The 18,744-nt window shown below is 61.7% G+C and carries 13 protein-coding genes and 2 pseudogenes; 10 read left to right on the top strand and 5 right to left on the bottom strand.

Annotation, left to right across the window (positions count from 1 at the left end):
- Window positions 1-139: 139 nt before the first annotated feature.
- From HMPREF3176_RS08330 to HMPREF3176_RS08320, 3 genes are all read left to right on the top strand, one after another.
- Window positions 140-6,640 (top strand): DNRLRE domain-containing protein, encoded by a 6,501-nt coding sequence (locus tag HMPREF3176_RS08330; RefSeq protein WP_070459731.1) that lies wholly within the window; start codon window positions 140-142, stop codon window positions 6,638-6,640.
- A gap of 32 nt (window positions 6,641-6,672) precedes the next feature.
- Window positions 6,673-7,053 (top strand): hypothetical protein, encoded by a 381-nt coding sequence (locus HMPREF3176_RS08325; RefSeq protein WP_034372759.1) that lies wholly within the window; start codon window positions 6,673-6,675, stop codon window positions 7,051-7,053.
- 321 nt (window positions 7,054-7,374) lie between these two features.
- Window positions 7,375-7,980: a recombinase family protein gene (locus tag HMPREF3176_RS08320; RefSeq protein ID WP_070459729.1), complete on the top strand. Its 606-nt coding sequence runs from the start codon at window positions 7,375-7,377 to the stop codon at window positions 7,978-7,980.
- Here the strand turns inward: HMPREF3176_RS08320 and HMPREF3176_RS08315 are convergent.
- Together HMPREF3176_RS08315 and HMPREF3176_RS08310 are read right to left on the bottom strand one after the other, a co-directional pair.
- Window positions 7,977-8,963: pseudogene (locus tag HMPREF3176_RS08315) on the bottom strand (IS481 family transposase). The gene HMPREF3176_RS08320 and the pseudogene HMPREF3176_RS08315 overlap by 4 nt on opposite strands.
- Before the next feature lie 98 nt (window positions 8,964-9,061).
- Window positions 9,062-9,397, bottom strand: a pseudogene (locus HMPREF3176_RS08310) (VOC family protein); the annotation flags it as partial.
- A gap of 28 nt (window positions 9,398-9,425) precedes the next feature.
- Between HMPREF3176_RS08310 and HMPREF3176_RS10595 the strand changes: the two are divergent.
- Both HMPREF3176_RS10595 and HMPREF3176_RS10590 read left to right on the top strand, forming a co-directional pair.
- Window positions 9,426-10,043: a helix-turn-helix transcriptional regulator gene (locus HMPREF3176_RS10595; RefSeq protein WP_246826712.1), complete on the top strand. Its 618-nt coding sequence runs from the start codon at window positions 9,426-9,428 to the stop codon at window positions 10,041-10,043.
- A 12-nt stretch (window positions 10,044-10,055) separates the two neighbouring features.
- Complete coding sequence (locus HMPREF3176_RS10590) at window positions 10,056-10,475, top strand: WYL domain-containing protein (protein WP_246826710.1); 420 nt, start codon at window positions 10,056-10,058, stop codon at window positions 10,473-10,475.
- 13 nt (window positions 10,476-10,488) lie between these two features.
- Here the strand turns inward: HMPREF3176_RS10590 and HMPREF3176_RS08295 are convergent, their stop codons facing one another.
- A complete protein-coding gene (locus tag HMPREF3176_RS08295; RefSeq protein ID WP_034372765.1) occupies window positions 10,489-11,742 on the bottom strand; it encodes a DUF4032 domain-containing protein in 1,254 nt (417 codons plus the stop codon).
- Window positions 11,743-11,841: 99 nt separating this feature from the next.
- Window positions 11,842-12,921, bottom strand: a complete 1,080-nt coding sequence (locus HMPREF3176_RS08290) for an ABC transporter ATP-binding protein (protein ID WP_034372768.1) — start codon at window positions 12,919-12,921, stop codon at window positions 11,842-11,844.
- A gap of 291 nt (window positions 12,922-13,212) precedes the next feature.
- Between HMPREF3176_RS08290 and HMPREF3176_RS08285 the strand changes: the two genes are divergently transcribed.
- Both HMPREF3176_RS08285 and HMPREF3176_RS08280 read left to right on the top strand, forming a co-directional pair.
- Window positions 13,213-13,920 carry a peptide deformylase gene (locus tag HMPREF3176_RS08285; RefSeq protein ID WP_070459723.1) on the top strand — a complete coding sequence of 236 codons (708 nt, stop codon included), beginning with the start codon at window positions 13,213-13,215 and terminating at the stop codon, window positions 13,918-13,920.
- 43 nt (window positions 13,921-13,963) lie between these two features.
- Entirely contained in the window at window positions 13,964-14,707 is a 744-nt protein-coding gene (locus HMPREF3176_RS08280; protein ID WP_070459720.1) for a hypothetical protein, read from the top strand.
- A 74-nt stretch (window positions 14,708-14,781) separates the two neighbouring features.
- Here the strand turns inward: HMPREF3176_RS08280 and HMPREF3176_RS08275 are convergent, their stop codons facing one another.
- On the bottom strand, window positions 14,782-15,294 hold the full coding sequence (locus HMPREF3176_RS08275; RefSeq protein WP_016664322.1) for an inorganic diphosphatase: 513 nt from the start codon (window positions 15,292-15,294) through the stop codon (window positions 14,782-14,784).
- A gap of 194 nt (window positions 15,295-15,488) precedes the next feature.
- Here HMPREF3176_RS08275 and HMPREF3176_RS08270 point away from each other — a divergent pair, with 194 nt between their 5' ends.
- From HMPREF3176_RS08270 to hpt, 3 genes are read left to right on the top strand one after another with little or no spacing between them, the layout of a single operon-like run.
- Entirely contained in the window at window positions 15,489-16,988 is a 1,500-nt protein-coding gene (locus HMPREF3176_RS08270) for a D-alanyl-D-alanine carboxypeptidase/D-alanyl-D-alanine-endopeptidase (protein ID WP_070459718.1), read from the top strand.
- On the top strand, window positions 16,988-18,088 hold the full coding sequence (tilS, locus tag HMPREF3176_RS08265; protein WP_070459715.1) for a tRNA lysidine(34) synthetase TilS: 1,101 nt from the start codon (window positions 16,988-16,990) through the stop codon (window positions 18,086-18,088). Before HMPREF3176_RS08270 ends, tilS begins: the two co-directional genes overlap by 1 nt.
- Window positions 18,089-18,131: 43 nt before the next feature.
- Window positions 18,132-18,677, top strand: coding sequence for a hypoxanthine phosphoribosyltransferase (gene hpt, locus HMPREF3176_RS08260; protein WP_016664325.1), 546 nt, complete (start codon window positions 18,132-18,134; stop codon window positions 18,675-18,677).
- The last annotated feature ends 67 nt before the right edge of the window (window positions 18,678-18,744 follow it).

The following is an 18,744-nucleotide window of genomic DNA, read 5'->3' as shown; positions in this document are numbered from 1 at the left end:
TGCCGTTTTTGCTGTGGCATTTATTGTGTGCGCAGCGTTGTTGATAGCGGGATTGGAGCCAATTGAGGCGTGGGCAGCCCCACGCGGTGCAGAATCCCCGAGTGCCCCAGTTGCAGGGCCTACTGACTCGAAAGACCCTGTGGATTTTCCGTCTGCAGCTATCCGCGCACGCGCGACGGGTCAGCGTGTTGAGGTGACGGCGGAACGGTCGGAGTCCTCGAGCACGTGGGTGAATCCGTATGGGTCGGTGACCACGGAGCAGTTCGCGGCCCCTGTGCGGTTCAAGAATGACAAGGGTGAATGGGCCTCGTTCAACACTGATCTGGTGGAGAAGGCGGATGGTTCGCTTGGTCCCGCGTCAGTGCCAGAGGGTGTTGTGTTGGCGGGCGAGGTGAATGGCACAGATGCTCAACCGGCCGAGGTGGCGTCACTGTCGGGTGGTGCAGCGGATTCACAGATCGCGGTCACGTGGCCGGACACTCTTGGGGCCCCGCGCGTGGAGGGATCGACGGCAACGTATGCAAAGGCGTGGCCGGGCATTGATCTTCGGGTGACAGCGACCCGCGATGGGTTTGAACAGTCGTTTGTGATTGCGGACCGCACCGCTGCCGAGGCTTATGCTGCGGACCAGTCGGGCTCAGCTGTGACATGGGATGTGCCGTTGTCGATCCCAGAGAGTGTGACAGCCCGCGAAATCGCCGGTGAGCGTGTGGAGTTTGTGGACTCTGCCGGAAATGTTGTCTCTCGTTTTGAAGCGCCGATGGCGTGGGACGCTTTCGTGGACGCCAAGTCACAGGAGCATACGCAGCACACGGGGGTTGGGGTGCAGCTCGTGGGGCAGTCTGAGCATTCGGTGACGTTGCGACTGTCGGTTGATCGTGCGTGGCTGCTGGATAGTGCGCGCGTGTTTCCTGTGACGGTGGACCCGGTGTATGCCTCGGCAACAGCGCGTCCGACGTTTGATGCTTTTGTGCAGTCGAATATTTCGTCGGATCGTTCGAGTGAGCAAGAGCTGAAGGTCGGAACGTATGACGGCAGGGCGAAAGCTCGATCGTTCCTCACGTTCTCGACGGCACCGTTTAAAGGTGTGAAGGTTCAGCCGGCGTCGTTGAAGGTGTATGAGTCGTGGTCGTATTCGTGCACGGCGAAACCACTCGAAGTGTGGTCGACGAAGTCGGTGGCATCCTCGTCGATTCGCTGGGGATCTCAGCCTGGGCTCGTGACCAGGTACGGCAGTGTGAATGTTGCCAAGGGCGCGAATTCGTCGTGCGCTGCGGGGTGGGTGAATATTCCCATCACCGGCCTGGCGCAGTCGTGGTCTTCCTCGAGCGCGGCTAGTGCCACGCTCGCGTTGAAAGCAGCTTCAGAGACGGATGTGTTGGGGTGGAAGCGTTTTCGGTCGATGGAGTCCACAACCCCACCGTCGATTGTCTTCACCTATAACCGAAAGCCTAATGCTGCCGCTCTTCCTCAAGTAGCAGGCTCGACCACGTTCGCTGGCGCTACGTTCGTGTCTGCGAAACGCCCATCGGTCTCGACCACAGTGAGTGATCCCGATGGCAACACGGTGAAAGCCAATATTGAGGTGCACACGTCGGCGTCGGCGTCGGCATCCACGCTTGTGACTGAGTGTGATACGGCGCTTGGGGCTTCGGGCTCGCGCGTCTCGTGTGTTCTTCCGGCTGATCTTCCCGATAACAAGACCTTGTATGTGCGGGCGGCGGCAGCGGATCAGCTTGGCGCGTGGAACGGGACGTGGTCGGCGTGGACCACAGTGAAAACAGCACAAGCCAAGCCTGCGGCCCCGACGATCACCTGCCAGGGCTACACCAACGGCAGCTGGGTCCAGTCCCCTCCAAGCGCAAACGTGCCGTGCACGATTACCGTGCCGTCACTAGGTGGGAATAATCAGGCAGTGCAGCTGGATTATCGCGTGGATGGCAATACGGCGGCCACGGCGGTAGCGGTCACGGCCGGTAAGAGCGCGACGATGTCGCTGCCCAAGAGTGCTGGTGGGCATCAGATTCGAGCGCGCGTGTATTCGGCTTCGCGAATGCAGTCTGATGCGGCCGTGTTCACGGTCGGGTGGGGTGGCCCTGCCCTGTACTCTCCCAGCAGGCTGGAGGCCTCAAACGGGGCTTTTAACGTGCTGGCGAAGGCGCCGCCGCGCACAGCGAATGAGACAACGGTGTCTGCTCGAATGCAATGGCGCATGTCGGGTAGTGATGATCCGTGGGTGAATGCAGGTGATGCTGTCGCGGTGACGGGTGCGCTGGGTAAGGAGACGGTGTTCTCAGGCACGTTTGATGCGGCTGCGGCATTAGCTGCAGCGAACAAAACGTCGCGTGGACCGGTCCGGATGGACTTCCAGGTGTGTTTCACGTATTCGGGCGTGAGGCAGCCGATGTGTACGGGGGAGGTGGCCCCGACCGTGGTGGTGCGTGTGCCGCACGCGTTCGGTGATGGCTATCCCACCACTGACGTGGAGACGGGCCAGGTCGCCCTGTATACGGGCGAGTTCTCGTTGTCGGATAGGGACGTGTCGGTTCCCGGGTATGGTTCGGATCTCACGGTGTCGCGTTCGCATTTGTCGCTGACGGGTAGTGGGGATGTGAAGGCATGGCCCGCGGATCCGGTGACGGGTGTGTTTGGTCCAGGGTTTACCGCGAATCTTGAGGGTGATGAGTCTGCTGGCCTCGCGGGGCTTGACGTCATTGACCAGCGGATGAGTGATGGGTCTATTGCATTGCTGGGTGAGGATGGCGATGCGCTTGTCTTCGTCAATGCCTCGGGTAAGCGCGAGACGGTCACGGGCTCTTTAGTTCCAGGGACAACCGACACGGAGTTGTCGGGTGTGAAGGCGGCGATCACCGGGAGTGCTGCAGCTCCGACGTTGGTGGTGACGGAGAGTGACGGCACGGTGACCACGTTCCAGCCCTCTGCTGGTGGCGCGGGTAAGAATCTTGATTTCAGGCCGGTGTCGATTGCTGCCGTGGGGGACGGCTCCTCGACCACGTTTGGGTATGACGCCACGACTGGTGTGGTGACGCGGATTGTTGCGCCGCTGCCGGATGGTCTTCCTGCTGACTCGTGCCCGCCGTCGGGTGTGTTGCAGCCAGGATGTCGTGCGCTTGATTTGACGTATCAGACGGTGACGGACCCCAGTGGCAAGAGCGCGCAGCGGCTGGTGAAGGTGTTAGCAGTACTGTTTGACCCGGCTTCGAAGCAGATGGTGACCAGGCCGGTCACGACATATACCTATGATGCGTTGACGCGACTTGCGAGTGTGACGGATGTGCGCTCGGGACTGAAGACCACGTACACGTGGGATGGGTCCTCGACCAGGATTAAGACGATCACCCCGAGCGGTCTCGCTGGGTACACCATGACCTATGCACCGAACCCGGATGCGTCGATTCCCACGATGGTGGTGAAGAACGTGCAGCGGGAGGGGCAAACCGCGGGTGCGGCGCCGGTGCAGATCGCCTCGATCGTGTACGACATTGCGACCAGTGGAGATGGCCGGCCGGACCTGTCGCGCGAGGGCGTGAAGGCGTGGGTGAAAGACACCGAGGGCAGCCCCGAGTTCGAGGCACAGGTCCCGGTGAAGGGCTATGCGGTTTTTGATTCGGATCATCCGGTCAACGCGCTTGTTGGCAAGGACGTGAGTGCCGCAGATCTGCAGTATGCGAGCTTGAGCTATATCAATGCCGACGCATACACGATCAACACGGCAACCTTTGGTGCAGGCGCGTGGCAGATCGACGCCACGTGGTATGACGCCAAAGGCAATGTAGTGCGCACTCTGGATGAGGCAGCAGTGAAGACGGCTCAAGACGACCTGTCGCTGTCGGCAGCACAGATTGATGACCTGTCCACCCAAACGTTCTACAACTCTGACACGACGGACGCGAGTGGGAAGACGATTCTTCCTGCTGGTTCCCGTGTGGAGCAGACGTTCGCTCCCGCCCGCGACGTCATGCTGAACGACGGCTCCACAGCCAGGGTGCGGCCGCATTCCCGCACGATCTATGACGAAGGCGCACCCAACAGCGGGATCAATGCCGCGACCGGGCAACCGTATTCGCTTGCCACGACCGTGATATCGGATGCGGTCACCACGGGCAGCGGGCCCGATTCGGTAAGCGTTGTGGAGACGGTCTCGACCACCAAGAACGGTTACAACCCGATCGACGGCGCAGCCGCAACCTCGACGACATCGGGTTGGACCCTTGGGACACCGACGACCGTGACCGACAATGCTGGCCGAGTGACCAAGCAGGTGTTTGATGCGCGCGGCAAAATTATTACCACCATTGCGCCTGGATCAAACGGGAAGGATGCCGGCACCACCCGCACGATCTACTACACTGCCGGTCCCAACAATGCCGATGCGTCCTGTGGTAACACGGCGCAAGCCAAAGCCTGGGCCGGTGAAATATGTCGGGTGCTCCCAGCCGCGGCCCCAAGTGAAGGGCCGAGCATGCCAAGCACGAAAATCACCGGGTATGACTATTGGCTCGCTCCCACCACAGCCGTAGAGACTTCCGGTGCCGCGTCGCGGACCTCGAGCGTGACATACGATGCCGCAGGCCGCGCCATCTATACGAAGACCTCCACGAGTGGTCTCGCGGGATCGGAGGCGATGGACGCGATCTTTACCCAGTACAACCCAGCCACGGGTCTCGTGGACGCGGTCGGTGTCGCCAACAGTGCTGGTACTGGTATTGGTGGAGCGAAACAGACCTACACCTACGACGCATGGGGCAAACAGCTCACCTCTACAAACCAACTGGGGGACGTCACCACAACAACGTATGACGCGAAAGCCCGCGTAACCTCGATCAATGACGGTAAAGGCGTCACGAGCTTCGAGTACGACGGAACCGATGCGAACGGGAAAGAAGAGCGGCGCGGCCTCGTCACGAAGCAGACCGTGACACGCGGCGCCGGAACGCCGCTTGAGTATCGGGCAGCGTATGACGCGACCGGTACCCTCACCACGGAGACGCTGCCGGCAGGTATCACTGCCCGGCATCTGTTGGATGAAGCCGGTGAGGAGATCGGCTTGAGCTATTCGGGTCAGCTCACCGACCCAGACACGGGCGAGGTGACATCGGGGGAGTGGATTGCGTGGTCGCAGACGAATGATGTGAGTGGTCGTGTGCGGACGGATACCTCGACATTTGCTTCGCAGATCGCCACGACGGCTGGTGTGACACCTGAGGCAGAGGTGACGCAGGCCGTGGATGTAAATCCGCTGGACTTCGATCACCGGTATTCGTATGACAAGGCCGGCAACCTCGCGAAAGTCGAGGACCTCACGAAAGCGCCCGAAGGGGAGAATACGGCCTCGCCGTATGTGGTGCGTGAGTACACGTTTACCGCGAAGGGTGCTCGCGCAAGCCTCAAAGAAACAATCCACGCTGACGGAACCCCGACCGGTACTGTGACTGCTGGGAAGACTCAGTCGTTGACGTATGACACAGCGGATCGCTCCACAGGCGGATACGTCTATGACCTGTTTGGACGCCAGACCAAGGTCCCAGCAGCACACACCCCGAACCCTGGTAAGGGGAACATTAGCCTCGCGTATTTCGATAGTGATCTGCCGCACAAGATCACTCAAGGTGACACCACCACAACCTTTGGCTTGGACGTGTCTGCTCGAAGGCTCACCCAAACCACGGTCACACCGGCGGGGACTACTACGACGACGCGGCATTACGCGGATGAGAGTGATAATCCGGCGTGGGTAGAGACGGCCCGTCCTGACGGAACACGGGACACCGTGCGTTTCACGGGCTCGATTAGCGGAGATCTCGGCGCGCAGACCAAGGCCGACGGTGGTGTGGAGCTGACGTTGCCGAATATTCGTGGTGATGTGGTCACCACGATTCCGATCGCGGCCGAGACTGCGAGCGAGACTCCCGCTGAAACCATCACCGGGTGGGCTGGGTTCGAAGAATACGGCACGCCGAATGATCCTGAGCAGGCACGCAGTGTTGCTGGGCCGCTCGGGTATGGGTGGCTTGGCGCGAAAGAACGCTCAACAACCGACGCCACGGCCGGCCTCACCCTCATGGGCGTACGCCTCTACAACCAAACAACAGGGAACTTCACCTCCGCTGATCCCGTCCCCGGAGGCAACGCCACCGCATACAACTATCCCACAGACCCCATCAATCAACGGGATTTAAGTGGTCGAGAGAGTAGACGAGCAAAACTTCGAAGGCACGCTGTCACTATACTCACTTGTGCCAGCTTCGGGCGTCGCAATTGCAACAAGATCCTTTTTGCCACTGCGGAATCGTTGGCTGTCGGAAAAGCCTACGAAAGAAACGATAATAAAGCGAACGCAATACGTCACTTTGTTTGGATGAATCTGATTTACTCCCGCGTGAGTCTTAAAGCAGCAAAGGCGATGGGGTGGGCACATGAGTATGGCCTTGCCAAAAATGGAACGGCGAAAGAACGTCAAGACTCGGCGCGAGATAAAGCAAATAACAGGATCGCGCTCCAGTGGGGGAGGCGACATATACGCACCATGCACATACTCGATTCAATTGGAGGATTGGAGGCATATCTAATCCTCAGTGCGGAAAAGCTTTGGCGCCATCGGAAGTTCCGCACCGTATAACAAAGGAAATGACCTCAACGGAAGGAACTGACATGAAAAAAGAAATAGTCGCAGGTGTGCTGCTGTGCGCTACGATGAGCCTATCGCTCAGCGCGTGCAGCTTAGATGGTATTTATAACGAATGTGGCGAAGAGCAGCGGTCGGAACTGCTCGAGTTAGAAAAGTTGATCGCTGAAAGTGGAGTGGCCGAACAGTTTTCGTTGAACGACTATAACTGCGAAGAGTGGGGCGGATTTAATCTCACGTTTAAGATGGTGGATAAAACTACCTTTGAATCGAGGGTCCGCGATACCTGGGGGTGTAAACCCGAGGAGCTCCCAGGGGACTATGCAGAATGCAGTCTTTCTGGTCATCGTTTCTGGGTTTCTATCAGCGAAATGGATCCGACAAGCGCTATGGTTGGCATATACTAAAGTATCGGATGGGAGTTCTCATACTGCAGCTTGTGCCAGCATTCGGCATGTAGCCAGGGGCGTCGAAGAGGCTGTGCGTAATGCTGCCCTTTCAAGACAGCTCACATCTTTGAAGCGTCCTGGGTTTTGTTCCTCGGTTTTTGAGGAGGATTGGGTTATGGCCCAACATTATTCACAGGAGTTTAAGGCTCGGGCGGTGCGTCTCATTGAGTACACGCCAGCGGCACATGTCGGCCTCGCGCTCTTCGCGGTATCTCAGTGGGTACTCTCGAACTCAACGAGACGAAGTCCAGCAGGGTTTGGAGACAGGGGGACGGAACGATGGCGACCTACACCGGGCAGCGCGTGGGGTACATGCGCGTCAGCTCTGTAGACCAGAACCTTGACCGGCAAAGCCTCGCGATAGGCGGCTGTGACAAGGTCTTCTCTGATAAAGCCTCCGGCAAGGGTGTAGACGATCGTCAGGGGCTTCGCGAGGCCTTGAACTACCTCCGGGAGGGGGACCTGTTCGTTGTGGCCTCTATGGACCGTCTAGCGCGTTCCTTGCGCGATCTGGAGTCCATCGTCACGCGACTAACTGATGGTGGCGTCACCCTCCACTTCGTGAAAGAGGACCTCGTCTTTCGCCCGAACTCCGAGGACCCCTACGCGCGCTTCCAGCTCCACTTGATCGGTGCCGTGGCAGAGCTTGAGCGCTCACTGATTCGCGAACGCCAGCGCGAAGGGATCGAAGCGGCAAAAGCTCGAGGCGTTTACGCCGGTCGGGCGCGAGTCCTCACCGATGAACAAGCCCGCGAGGCCAAGGCCCTCGCCAAACAAGGCGTGACCAAGAAAGTCCTCGCTCAGAAGTACGGGATCGGCCGCTCAACCCTCTACCGCTACCTCGCGCAAACCGAAGAGACGGAACACCCCTCAGACGACTCCTAGTTGTACTGACCGGAGACGTTGGTCAACCGTGAGAAGGGCGGCTGGTTCCCGCAGGCAGTGTGGGGCCGGTGGTGGTTGTACTGGTGGAGCCAGCCGGCGAGGGCGTCACGGCGCTCATGCTCACTGTGGTAGCACCGCGCGTACGCCTAACCGTCGGCCATGGTGCGGTGGAAGCGCTCGATCTTGCCGTTGGCCTGTGGCCGGTACGGACGGGTCCTCTTCGGGGTGATCGACAGGGCCTCGCAGGTGTCGCGCCACAGGTACGACCGGTAGGCACCGCCGTTGTCAGAAAGGACCCGCTCGACGGTGACGCCCCACTGGTTGAACCACTCGACGGCTTGGACCAGGACAGCGGTGGCGGTGAGGGCGGTTTCGTCGTCGTGGATCTCAGCGTAGGCGACGCGGGAGTGGTCATCGATGACGGTGTGGACGTAGGCATTGCCCGTCAACGGGTCCCGGTACCTATTCTTAGGCTTGCTAGGGGTGGCGGCGCGGTTCTTCTCGCCCCGCTGACGGCCGACGTAGCGCCAACCGCCACCATCGGGGATGTTGCCGAGCTTCTTCACGCCTACGTGCAGCATCGATCCGGGGTGGTCGTGTTCGTATCGACGGACCGGTTCGCCGGTGGCGCGGTCGACATGGGACAGCCGGTTCAAGTGTGCAGCGACCAGAATGCGGTGGACCGTCGACGGGGAGATGCCCAGTCGACAGGCCAACTGCACCGGCCCCTCCCGCAGGCGCAGCCGTAGGTCGATGCAGCGCCGGGAAGTCTTCCCGCTGGTTCGGTTCGGCGAGCGATGGGGACGGGAGGACCGGTCCTGCATTGGTTGGCCTGCCCGGTAACGGTCGGCCCAGCGTTTCACAGTGGGCCAGGAGGCCTGGCAGCGGGCGGCCACCTCGCTGATCGGCCATCCCTCGTCGACGACGAGCTACGCCACCTTGAGACGGTGGCGTGGGGTGAGGGCAGCGTTGGGGTGTGACATGGTTTCCCCGACAGAGAGTCGTGGCGGCGAGCTGCTGCTCGCCGCCACGAAAGGGATGGGGCGGCATGCCAGTCGACGGGGCTAACGCGGATGAGGTTGCCGTCTGGGTCGGCGATCACGAAGGTGCGGCCGAACACGTCGTCGTGGGGCTCCTCGACCACCCGGATGCCCTTGGTGACCCACTGCTGGTAGACCTCGTCGATGGCGTCGCCCCCGCCGGGCAGCATCAGTCCGAGCTCGCTGGTGCGCGGCGTCTCCAGAGTGGTGTGTTCGTTGTGGCCGGTCCAGATCGCGAACAGGACGCCGGGCGCGACCTCGAAAGCGACATAGCGGGGGCTGGTGAAGGTGGGCTCGATGTCGAACAGGTCGCAGTAGAACACGGTGGAACGCTGAGTGTCGGTCACGTAGGTCAGGAACAGGTTGGGTGCCGTCATGGCGGGCCTCCAAGGGTTGGGTTGGCGTGTGAACGTCTCCCAGCACATCGCCGATACACGACAGTTCCTGTCATATTTTTTTTGTGAACATGAGGACATGAAGGCTTCTCATCTACTGCCGATCGTCCTGCTGCTCCAAGTGCACGGACGGATGACCACCCAGCAGCTCGCTGACCGCTTTGAAGCGTCTACCCGGACGGTCCTGCGCGACGTTGAAGTCCTGTCAGCTGCCGGTGTCCCAGTCCATGCAGAACGCGGCCGTCATGGCGCGATCGTGCTCGACGCGCGTTCCCGTCTGGACCTGTCACGGCTCGATCCCTCCGAGCTGCAGCTCCTCGCGGCAGTCGGCCTCAGCCCTGACCAGCTTGCACAGATTGGCCTAGGAGAGGTAGGTGAACACGCCCGCGCCAAGCTAACGGCAGCCACCCGTCGCTGGGACCCAGGCGAACCGCCTCTGACCGATGTCCTATTGATCGACCCTGCCGGATGGTTCACTCCTGCCACGACCCGGGACCTGTCGAGTTTGTTGGCTGCGGCCCGGCAGGGCCGCCGGCTCGTCGTCACCTACCGCCACAGCGGACACGCCACTGCCGACACCTACCAGGTCGACCCCTACGGGCTGGTTAGCAAGCAAGCCGTCTGGTAACTGGTTGGTGCCGTGGACGGCACGCCGCGCATGTTCAACACCAACCGCCTGGTGACACACAAGGCTATGGACGAACCGGCCGTGTTGCGGCCCGGCAAGCCCTTGGAGCAAGTCTGGGATCAGTTGGTCGGCACGTTCACCACCGACGCGAGCGTGGAGATTAACGCTCACCTGCGAGCCAACCGGCTGGACCTCGCCGCCAGGATCCTAGGGAGCCGTCTGGTCGACGTGTCCAATCCCGTCGACGAGTGGCTCACCATCACCGTGGCCTATCCCGACATCGAGTCGGTTCGCCAGCTCCTCCAATTCGGGGACCACATCAAAGTCTACGACCCACCTGAAGCCGTGCAGCGCGTCCATGACCTCGCCCACCAACTGATGCAAGCTCACAACCCGGCAGGCTCAATCAACGTCTCCGGTCAGTACACCTAGCCCTGAGTGAGCCTTACAGCTCCGTCTCGGTCACGATCGGGATCGCCGAGGTCTCCGACGTAATAAGGGCGCGTTCGTCTTGGCGATAGGTAAGGACGTTCAGGATGTAGTCCTGGACGGCCTTATCCCACGTCACATCCTTGCCGAGGCGCTGCGACATGAACCACTTGTGCTCGAGAAGCTCGTGGTAGAACTCGGGAGCCGGGAGTTTCTTGCGCATCGAGCGGGGGATCGCCCGCACGACCGGCTCGTACTGCTCCTGAAGCCACTCGTGGGCGACGAACTCTTCTTCCTCACCCTGCTGATTCGTGAGAACCCGGTACTGATCGAGGTCGTTGAGGAGCCGGCGCGCCTGGTTTTCTTGAGCGTCGATTCCCGTAAGGCGCATGAGCCGCCTTCTGTGGTGCCCGGCATCCACAACTTTCGGCTGCACCGACACGGTCGTGCCGTCGAGATCGGTCGTCATGTCGAGCTCGTCGACGTCGAAACCGAGCTCGTTAAGTTTCTCGATACGGGCGCTCACGCGCCAGCGTTCATTCGCGCTGAATGTTTCGCGGCCAGTGAGCGCATCCCACAGCTCGGTGTACCGCTCGAGTAGGAGATCACCGATGGCAATGGGATCAACGTTGTCAGGCAGCTGCTCTGCAGCCTGGAGATCGAGCATTTCGCCCACGATATTGGTGCGCGCAATGTCGAGATCGTATTCGCGCTGGCCCGTCGTCAGCTGACTTTCGAGTTGACCCGTTTCGACGTCAACGATGTAGGCGGCGAACGCGCCCGCATCGCGCTTAAAGAGGGTGTTGGAAAGCGAGACGTCACCCCAGTAGAAGCCGACGAGGTGGAGGCGGACGAGCAGCACGGCAAGCGCGTCAAGAAGCTTGCGTGCCGTGTCTTCGCTGTTGAGCTGGGAGAACACCGCCCGGTAGGGGAGGGAGTACTGAAGGTGCCTCGTGATCAGGATGGCGTCGAGGTCGCGGCCGTCCTCGGCCGATTCGCGCCCGCTCACAACCGCAAACGGTTCAACGGCGGGGATTCCGAGTTTTCCGAGCAGACGCAAGGTCGTGAATTCGGCGCGCGCGAGGTTTTCGTTGATTTCCTTGAGAGCGAGAACTCGCCCACTTACACGGGCAAAACGGACGACGTGGCGCGAGATGCCGCGGGGGAGCGATGCGAGGAGCGAATCGGGCCAGTCGGCAAGGGGGAGGCTCCACGGCAGATCGAGGAGCGCCTCGTCCGCTCGCGCTGCGGAGATCTCGATGGGTGCCATGCCTTCTATTCTCTCCTACTGTCGGGCGATGTATGCAAAGAAGGCACGCGATTCGCGTGCCTTCTTTGTGAATGTTTCCTCGTTTGAGGAATGAGGCGATTAGTCGCCGAGACGGTTGCCCGACTTCAGGTCGAACAGGTGCACGTGGTCAGCCTTCGGCTGGAAGTGCACGGTTTCACCCTTCTGCGGAGGGCGGCGGCCGTCGACGCGAGCGATGATCGGCTTATCCGTTTCACCCGCGCCAGCGAGGCGGCCGTACACGTAGGCGTCAGCGCCGAGCACTTCGACCATGTCGACCTCGACGGGGAGGCCGTCCGCGGCGAGCTCGAGATCCTCGGGGCGCACACCGACGGTGACGGCCTTCTCATTCGACTCGGAGAGGGTCGAGCGATCCACGGGGATCACGGAGCCACCGAAGGCAACGCCTTGATCGGTGAGGGGCTGTTCGATGAGGTTCATGGCGGGCGAGCCAATGAAGCCCGCAACGAACACGTTGTTCGGGTGATCGTACATGCGCTGAGGCGAGTCGATCTGCTGGAGCACGCCACCGGCGAGAACGGCGACGCGATCGCCCATCGTCATAGCTTCGGTCTGATCGTGGGTCACGTAAACGGTCGTGACGCCCAGGCGACGCTGGAGCGAGGCGATCTGAGTACGGGTCGAGACACGAAGCTTCGCGTCAAGGTTCGAGAGCGGCTCGTCCATGAGGAACACCTGGGGCGAGCGCACGATTGCGCGGCCCATGGCGACACGCTGGCGCTGACCACCCGAGAGAGCCTTGGGCTTACGGTCGAGGTACTGCTCGAGGTCGAGGATCTTTGCGGCCTCTTCAACGCGCTTGCGGATCTCATCCTTCGGCGTGCCCGCGATCTTGAGTGCGAAGCCCATGTTGTCGGCAACCGACATGTGGGGGTAAAGGGCGTAGTTCTGGAAGACCATCGCGATGTCGCGGTCCTTGGGCGGCACGTTCGTGACGTCGCGGTCGCCGATGAAGATGCGGCCCGCATCGATCTCTTCGAGACCGGCCAGCATGCGCAGCGAGGTTGACTTACCGCAGCCCGAGGGGCCAACGAGGACGAGGAATTCGCCGTCTTCGATCTCGATGTTGAGGTCGTCAACCGCGGGCTTATCGCTGCCCGGGTAGATACGGCTTGCGTGGTCGTAAATAACCTTTGCCATGGGTATTCCCTTCACCGGCAGGTACGTGCCGGACGATCCGTTGTGAAGTACAGTCAGCGGTCTTTGCTGACGTATGGACAACAATACCTCACTGTGGCGCCGACCATACGGGACGCGCCGAGGGGTATTCCCGACCTTCCGCACGCGCGGGGCCGTAATGTTGTCGGGGGAGTCCGACGCTTGCCGCCACCCGGAGTTCCTTCTGCTTTCGCTGTGGACAGTAGCGTGGAAGAAAAGGCGCGGCTCGGCCCTTCGAGGTGATGACGATAGACGACGAAAGGCGGCGATGGCATGACGAGCCTCGCGCAACTGATTGAGAGGACCCTCGCAAAGAGGTCGAACAAAAACGCTCCGCTCCGGATCGTGCAGGCGGGGCATCCGGCACTTCGCGCCAAGTCAAAGGACGCCGCAGGTTCGCTCGATCCGGAGCTCCTTGCGCAGTTCATCGATGCACTCGTCGTGACGATGCACGATGCTCCCGGCGTCGGCGTCGCTGCCCCGCAAGTGGGGGTCCCGATTCGCCTCGTTGTCATGGAGGATGTCGTTCGCGAAGAGGGGGAGGAGCGCGACGCCGATGACGAGCTCTACGACCGCGACAATCTTCCGCTCATGGCCGTGATCAATCCCCACTACGAGGACGTGGAAGGGGAGGACACGGTGACGTTTGGCTGGGAGGGCTGCTTGAGCGTGGATGGTTGGCGTTCGCTCGTACCACGCCCCAAGAGCGTGCGCGTTTTCGGCACCGCGATCCTCGCCGATGGTGAGGTGCGAGAACTTGACGAGGTCTGGACCGGCTGGCGCGCACGGATTTTCCAGCACGAGAGCGACCATCTCGATGGCATTTTGTGTCACGACCGTGGCGTCGAGCGTTCGTTTGTGCAGGATTCCTACCTGCACCGATACACCGAACTTTCAGACGCGGTTCGCTACCTTGGTCTGCGCGGTGACGTGGCCAAACTTGAGCCCGGCGCCGTTGATCTTCACCGCACGCGGGCGTGAGAGCGCCCGGATGCGCCCGATAGCGTCCACGATAAGGAGAGCAATGGCCTCGAAGGACCTGCGCACGTCTAAGAAACCGAGCGGGAAGGGGCAGGGCGAAGAATCGCTCATCGATGACAAACAGTTCGAACTGATCGATAAGGCCTTAGCGCTTCAGGGGCCGATCGCCCGCAAGTACGTCGATTCTCTTCGCCGCAAGAACCCCACGTGGAGCGATGAGCAGATCATCGCTCGGCTCGAGGGGCACTTTACGAAGCTGGCCGTTGCCACGGGCGTCGGCATTGGCGGCGTAGCCGCACTTCCTGCGGTGGGCACCGCTACCGCGGTCGCGCTCACGGCAGGTGAAGGCTTCGCCTTTGCCGAGGCATGCGCCTTTTTGACGCTCGGCACCGCCCACGTGCACGGCGTCGACATGAGTGATCCGACGGTGCGCCGCACGGTCATTCTTGCCATTCTCGGCGGTGAGCGAGGCGCCGAGATCGTCACAAAGGCCCTCGGCAAGAGCGGCCTGCAGTGGTCGACGGTGCTTGATGGCATGGCACCCCCATTTGTCGCAGATGCGGTGAACACGCAAGTCAATCGCTGGATTCGGCGTACGGTGACGCGTCGCTTCACGGGGCTGTGGGCCGGGCGCCTCATCCCGTTTGGCATCGGGGCAGTGATCGGTGGTCTCGGGAACAAGGCACTTACCAAGACAGTGATCGAGGCGGCCCGAGAGGTCTTTAGCCACGTGGATGATCCGGTCCCTTCGACACTTGCCGAGAAGACCGAAGGTCACGACGACTAGCGAAAACGTCGCTTTCGAAATAATGAGGGCGCTCCCGATGAGACGGGAGCGCCCTCATTATTGGGGGATACGGACTAGATGTCCTGGGTGAACTCGTTTTCGTGTTCCGTGCCCTTCGCGCGGCGGTAGGATGCGCGGATTTCCTCTTCCGCGTCATCCCGGCCTTCCCAGTGAGCACCTTCCACGCTCTTGCCGGGCTCAAGATCCTTGTAGACCTCGAAGAAGTGCTGGATCTCGAGTCGGTGGAACTCCGAAATGTCGGTGAGCTCCTGCCGGCGGATCTGGCGCTTGTCGCCAACGGGGACCGCGACGATCTTGTCGTCGCCGCCCGACTCGTCACGCATGCGGAACATTCCCAGTGCGCGGCAGCGAATCAGGCAGCCGGGGAACGTCGCCTCTTCGAGAAGGACGAGGACGTCGAGCGGGTCGCCGTCTTCGCCGAGCGTCCCTTCGATGAATCCGTAGTCATCGGGGTATCGCGTTGCTGTAAAGAGCATGCGATCGAGCCGGATGCGACCATTGTGATGGTCGACCTCGTATTTGTTGCGATTCCCCTTCGGGATCTCGATCGTGACGTCGAATTCCACGTGTGTGACTCCATTGCCTAAGGTGTTCTATGTGACCGAGGGGCATGCCCTCTGCGTGTAACAATAGCGAAGTTCAGCGCTCATAGGCGCTCGATTGTGCCGCGAGTGATTCACGCGCGCGTAAACTTTGCACGAAGTCACAGACACACAGGGCGCGTGGCGCGTTTTCTTGAGGCGAAAAGGAGTGGACAGCAATGGCGAATTCGAAGGCAGTGGAGGTTCTCGCTGCCGCCCTCGCACTTGCGCTGCCACTGTCCTTTTATACGTTTGGCGACCTCGTCGATGCTTTTCCGGGCGTGCTCACCGTGCGCACGCAGAAGAAGGCCGTGGTCGAAGGTGTTCCTGCCGAAGGCGAATCGTGGGAGCGCACGGATGACGAGCGGCCGTACGATGCGGTGTCGCCGGCAGCGAGCGTGAGCGCCGATCAGATTAACTCCGCGATAGCAGCCCTTCCACGGCTCAAGGCGTTCTCGGGCAAGGTTTCTTATGCGATCGTGGACGCGTCGAGCGGCGACACCATCGCCGAGCACGGATCAGGCGTGCAGCTCACTCCCGCCTCGACCATGAAGCTTCTGTCCGCGCTTGCCGCTGCGAAGGCTATTGGGCCGGATACGACGTTTACGACGCGAGCCGTGCTCGATGGGGAGCGTCTCGTGCTCGTCGGTGGTGGCGACAACCTCCTCACCGTGCAAGCGAAGGAGACAAAAGAGGGCATCGAACGAGCCTCGCTTGCTTCGCTCGCCGATCAGAGCGCAGCAAAGCTCAAAGAGGAAGGGCGCACTAAAGTCCAGCTCGTTTTCGACGACTCGCTGTTCGGCAACGATCCGGTCAATCCGGCGTGGGGCGATAACGGCCCGGCCGGTGGGTGGGTTGCTCCAATTACCCCGCTCGGCGTGGATGGTGGCCGCGCCGACGGCAGGCCCTACGGCCCGAAAGTCGAGGATCCGTCCCTCGAAGCGGCGAAAGCATTCGCGCAGCTCTTGAACGAGCGCGGTATCACGGTAGAGGCGGCGCCTACTCGCGCTTCCGCTCCCGAGGGGGCGCGCGAGGTCGGTGCCGTGCACTCAGCGCCGCTACGCGACTGGATCAAGCACACACTTCTGTATTCCGATAACTCGCTCGCAGAAACGCTCGCGCGACTTTCCGCGGTGCACACGGGACATCCCGGAACGGTCGCTGGAGCGAGAGAGACGGTCAAAGCCGAGCTCGACGACGTCGCTCGGGAGGGTGGCTTCACCACCGAGGGGCTCGTGATTGCTGATAATTCGGGCCTCTCGAAGGATAACCGAATCTCACCGTTGCTTCTTGCACAGCTCACGGCGTGGGCGTCGGGGGAGGCGCCCACTGCGATCAAGGATACTTTCGCGCTTGTCCCGATCGGTGGTCTTACGGGGACTCTCACGAAACGCTTTGGCGAAGATGGTGCGGAGCAAGCGCGCGGAATCGTGCGCGGGAAGACGGGCACCCTCTCGGGGACCTCGACCCTTGCAGGCACGATGGTGCTGGCTGACGGCCGTGTGGTTGGCTACGCGATTTTCGCCTACGATTCAACCTCGGCAGGGTACGGGGAAGCGCGAGCAGTCGTGGACTACGTGGCGAGCGCTATTGTCGCCGCGGGAGGTCCGACGCCTGCCGGCCTTTATGACTCCTCTGCTTCGCCTGCGGGCGGCGGAGCGCCCGAGGGGGACGGGTAGTGAGCGGCCCGCCCGAACCAGTTGCCCGTGCTCGCGTAGCGGTGAAAGCCGCCCTCGCCTCCCGGCTCGAGGAATGCGCCGATCGCTCCGACGGGGCGGGCCTTCTTCCGCGCGTTCTCGTGGGGGTGAGCGGCGGCGCAGATTCGCTTGCCCTCGCCGCGACGACTCAGTGGGTCGCGTCACGGCTCGGACTCGAGGTCGAAGCGGTGCTTATCGACCACGGTCTTTCAGAGCACTCCGCCTCGGTGTCTGAGCGGGCGGCGCTTCAGTGTGAGCGGCTCGGGCTTGCACGCTGCCATATTCGCCGGATCCACGTCGATACCGCCGGAGAAGGCGGACTTGAGAATGCGGCGAGGGTCGCCCGCCACGTAGCTTTTGAGGCTGCTCTCGAGGAGCGCCACGCGCTCGGGCTTCTCCTCGGGCACACCCTCGACGATCAAGCTGAGCAGGTGCTGCTCGGGCTCGCACGCGGAGCGGGGGCGCGTTCCCTCGCGGGGATTCCCCGCCAGCGGGGAGCGATCCTTCGCCCTTTCCTCGGGACGGGAAGGGACGAGAAGACGGGGCTGTGGCGGCGCGACACCCGGGCCGTGTGCGACGCCCTCGATCTCGACGTTTGGGACGATCCCATGAACGACGACGAGAAATACTTGCGGGTTGCGGCCCGCACACGCGCCTTGCCGATGCTCGCCGACGTTCTCGGCGAGCACGTGGCCGCGAACCTCGTGCGGACCGCCGACCTCCTGCGAGACGATGCCGACTACCTCGACAAAGAAGCGGAAGAGGCCTATGCGGGCCTGCGTCGGAACCCCCCGACTGCCACCCCCGGGCTACTCGCGCTTGACGCCTACTCCCTAGCCCCGCTTGACCGAGCGCTGCGCACGCGCGTGCTGAAGCGCGCAATCGCCCACGCGAGCGCGCTTTCGGGCTCGAGTTCCGGGAAGTCGCTCCTTCGGCGTCAGATCCTTCACGTTGACTCCCTCGTTTCCGCCTATCGAGGCCAGGGCCCCATCCCCCTTCCGGGTAAGATCGAAGCGGTACGCGACGAAGGGCTCATCGTTTTCCGGGCCCGAGACAGTCGCGTGCGCGATACATCAGGCTGAGGCCCCGTGACCTCGATAACGCGACGCACCGGGAAGGACCCCCATGACCATGGATGAGGACGTCGAGCGCATCCTGCTCGACGAGCAGGCGATCCGCGAGCGGATCAGCGAACTCGCCGCAGAGATTGATCGCGACTACAAAGATGAGGCCCCGATTCTCGTTGGCGTGCTCAAGGGTGCAGTCATGGTCGTGGCGGATCTCGCGCGCGCCATCACGCTTGACGTGGACATGGATTGGATGGCCGTGAGTTCTTACGGCAGCGGCACGAAATCTTCGGGTGTCGTGCGTATTCTCAAGGACCTGAGCGCTGATATCACCGATCGCCATGTGCTCATCGTCGAGGACATCATCGACTCCGGCCTGACCCTGAGCTGGCTTCGCACCAACCTCCGCTCGCGCGGGCCAAAGAGCGTCGAAATCTGCACCCTCCTGCGCAAGCCGGAGGCGGTCAAGGTCGATATCGACGTGAAATACGTGGGTTTCGACATCCCGAACGAGTTCGTGATCGGTTACGGCCTCGACTATGCCGAGAAGTACCGCAACCTTCCCTACATTGGGATTCTCAAGCCAAGCGTCTACGCCGATTGAGAACATTGGGGCCTCTGACAGCCCCTGTCCAGCGATTCGGGGTAGATTCGCGCTCATTCACCATACG

Source organism: Dermabacter sp. HMSC08H10, assembly GCF_001807585.1.
GTDB lineage: Bacteria > Actinomycetota > Actinomycetes > Actinomycetales > Dermabacteraceae > Dermabacter > Dermabacter hominis.
This window is presented reverse-complemented; position numbering and strand designations above follow the sequence as displayed.

What these genes read in the sequence shown, in the direction of transcription:
- HMPREF3176_RS08285 (WP_070459723.1), top strand. Translation starts at nt 13,213, where the DNA reads ATGACGAGCCTCGCGCAACTGATTGAGAGGACCCTCGCAAAGAGGTCG.
- HMPREF3176_RS08325 (WP_034372759.1), top strand. Translation starts at nt 6,673, where the DNA reads ATGAAAAAAGAAATAGTCGCAGGTGTGCTGCTGTGCGCTACGATGAGC.
- HMPREF3176_RS08270 (WP_070459718.1), top strand. Translation starts at nt 15,489, where the DNA reads ATGGCGAATTCGAAGGCAGTGGAGGTTCTCGCTGCCGCCCTCGCACTT.
- HMPREF3176_RS08290 (WP_034372768.1), bottom strand. Translation starts at nt 12,921, where the DNA reads ATGGCAAAGGTTATTTACGACCACGCAAGCCGTATCTACCCGGGCAGC.
- hpt (WP_016664325.1), top strand. Translation starts at nt 18,132, where the DNA reads ATGACCATGGATGAGGACGTCGAGCGCATCCTGCTCGACGAGCAGGCG.
- HMPREF3176_RS08295 (WP_034372765.1), bottom strand. Translation starts at nt 11,742, where the DNA reads ATGGCACCCATCGAGATCTCCGCAGCGCGAGCGGACGAGGCGCTCCTC.
- HMPREF3176_RS08320 (WP_070459729.1), top strand. Translation starts at nt 7,375, where the DNA reads ATGGCGACCTACACCGGGCAGCGCGTGGGGTACATGCGCGTCAGCTCT.
- HMPREF3176_RS08280 (WP_070459720.1), top strand. Translation starts at nt 13,964, where the DNA reads ATGGCCTCGAAGGACCTGCGCACGTCTAAGAAACCGAGCGGGAAGGGG.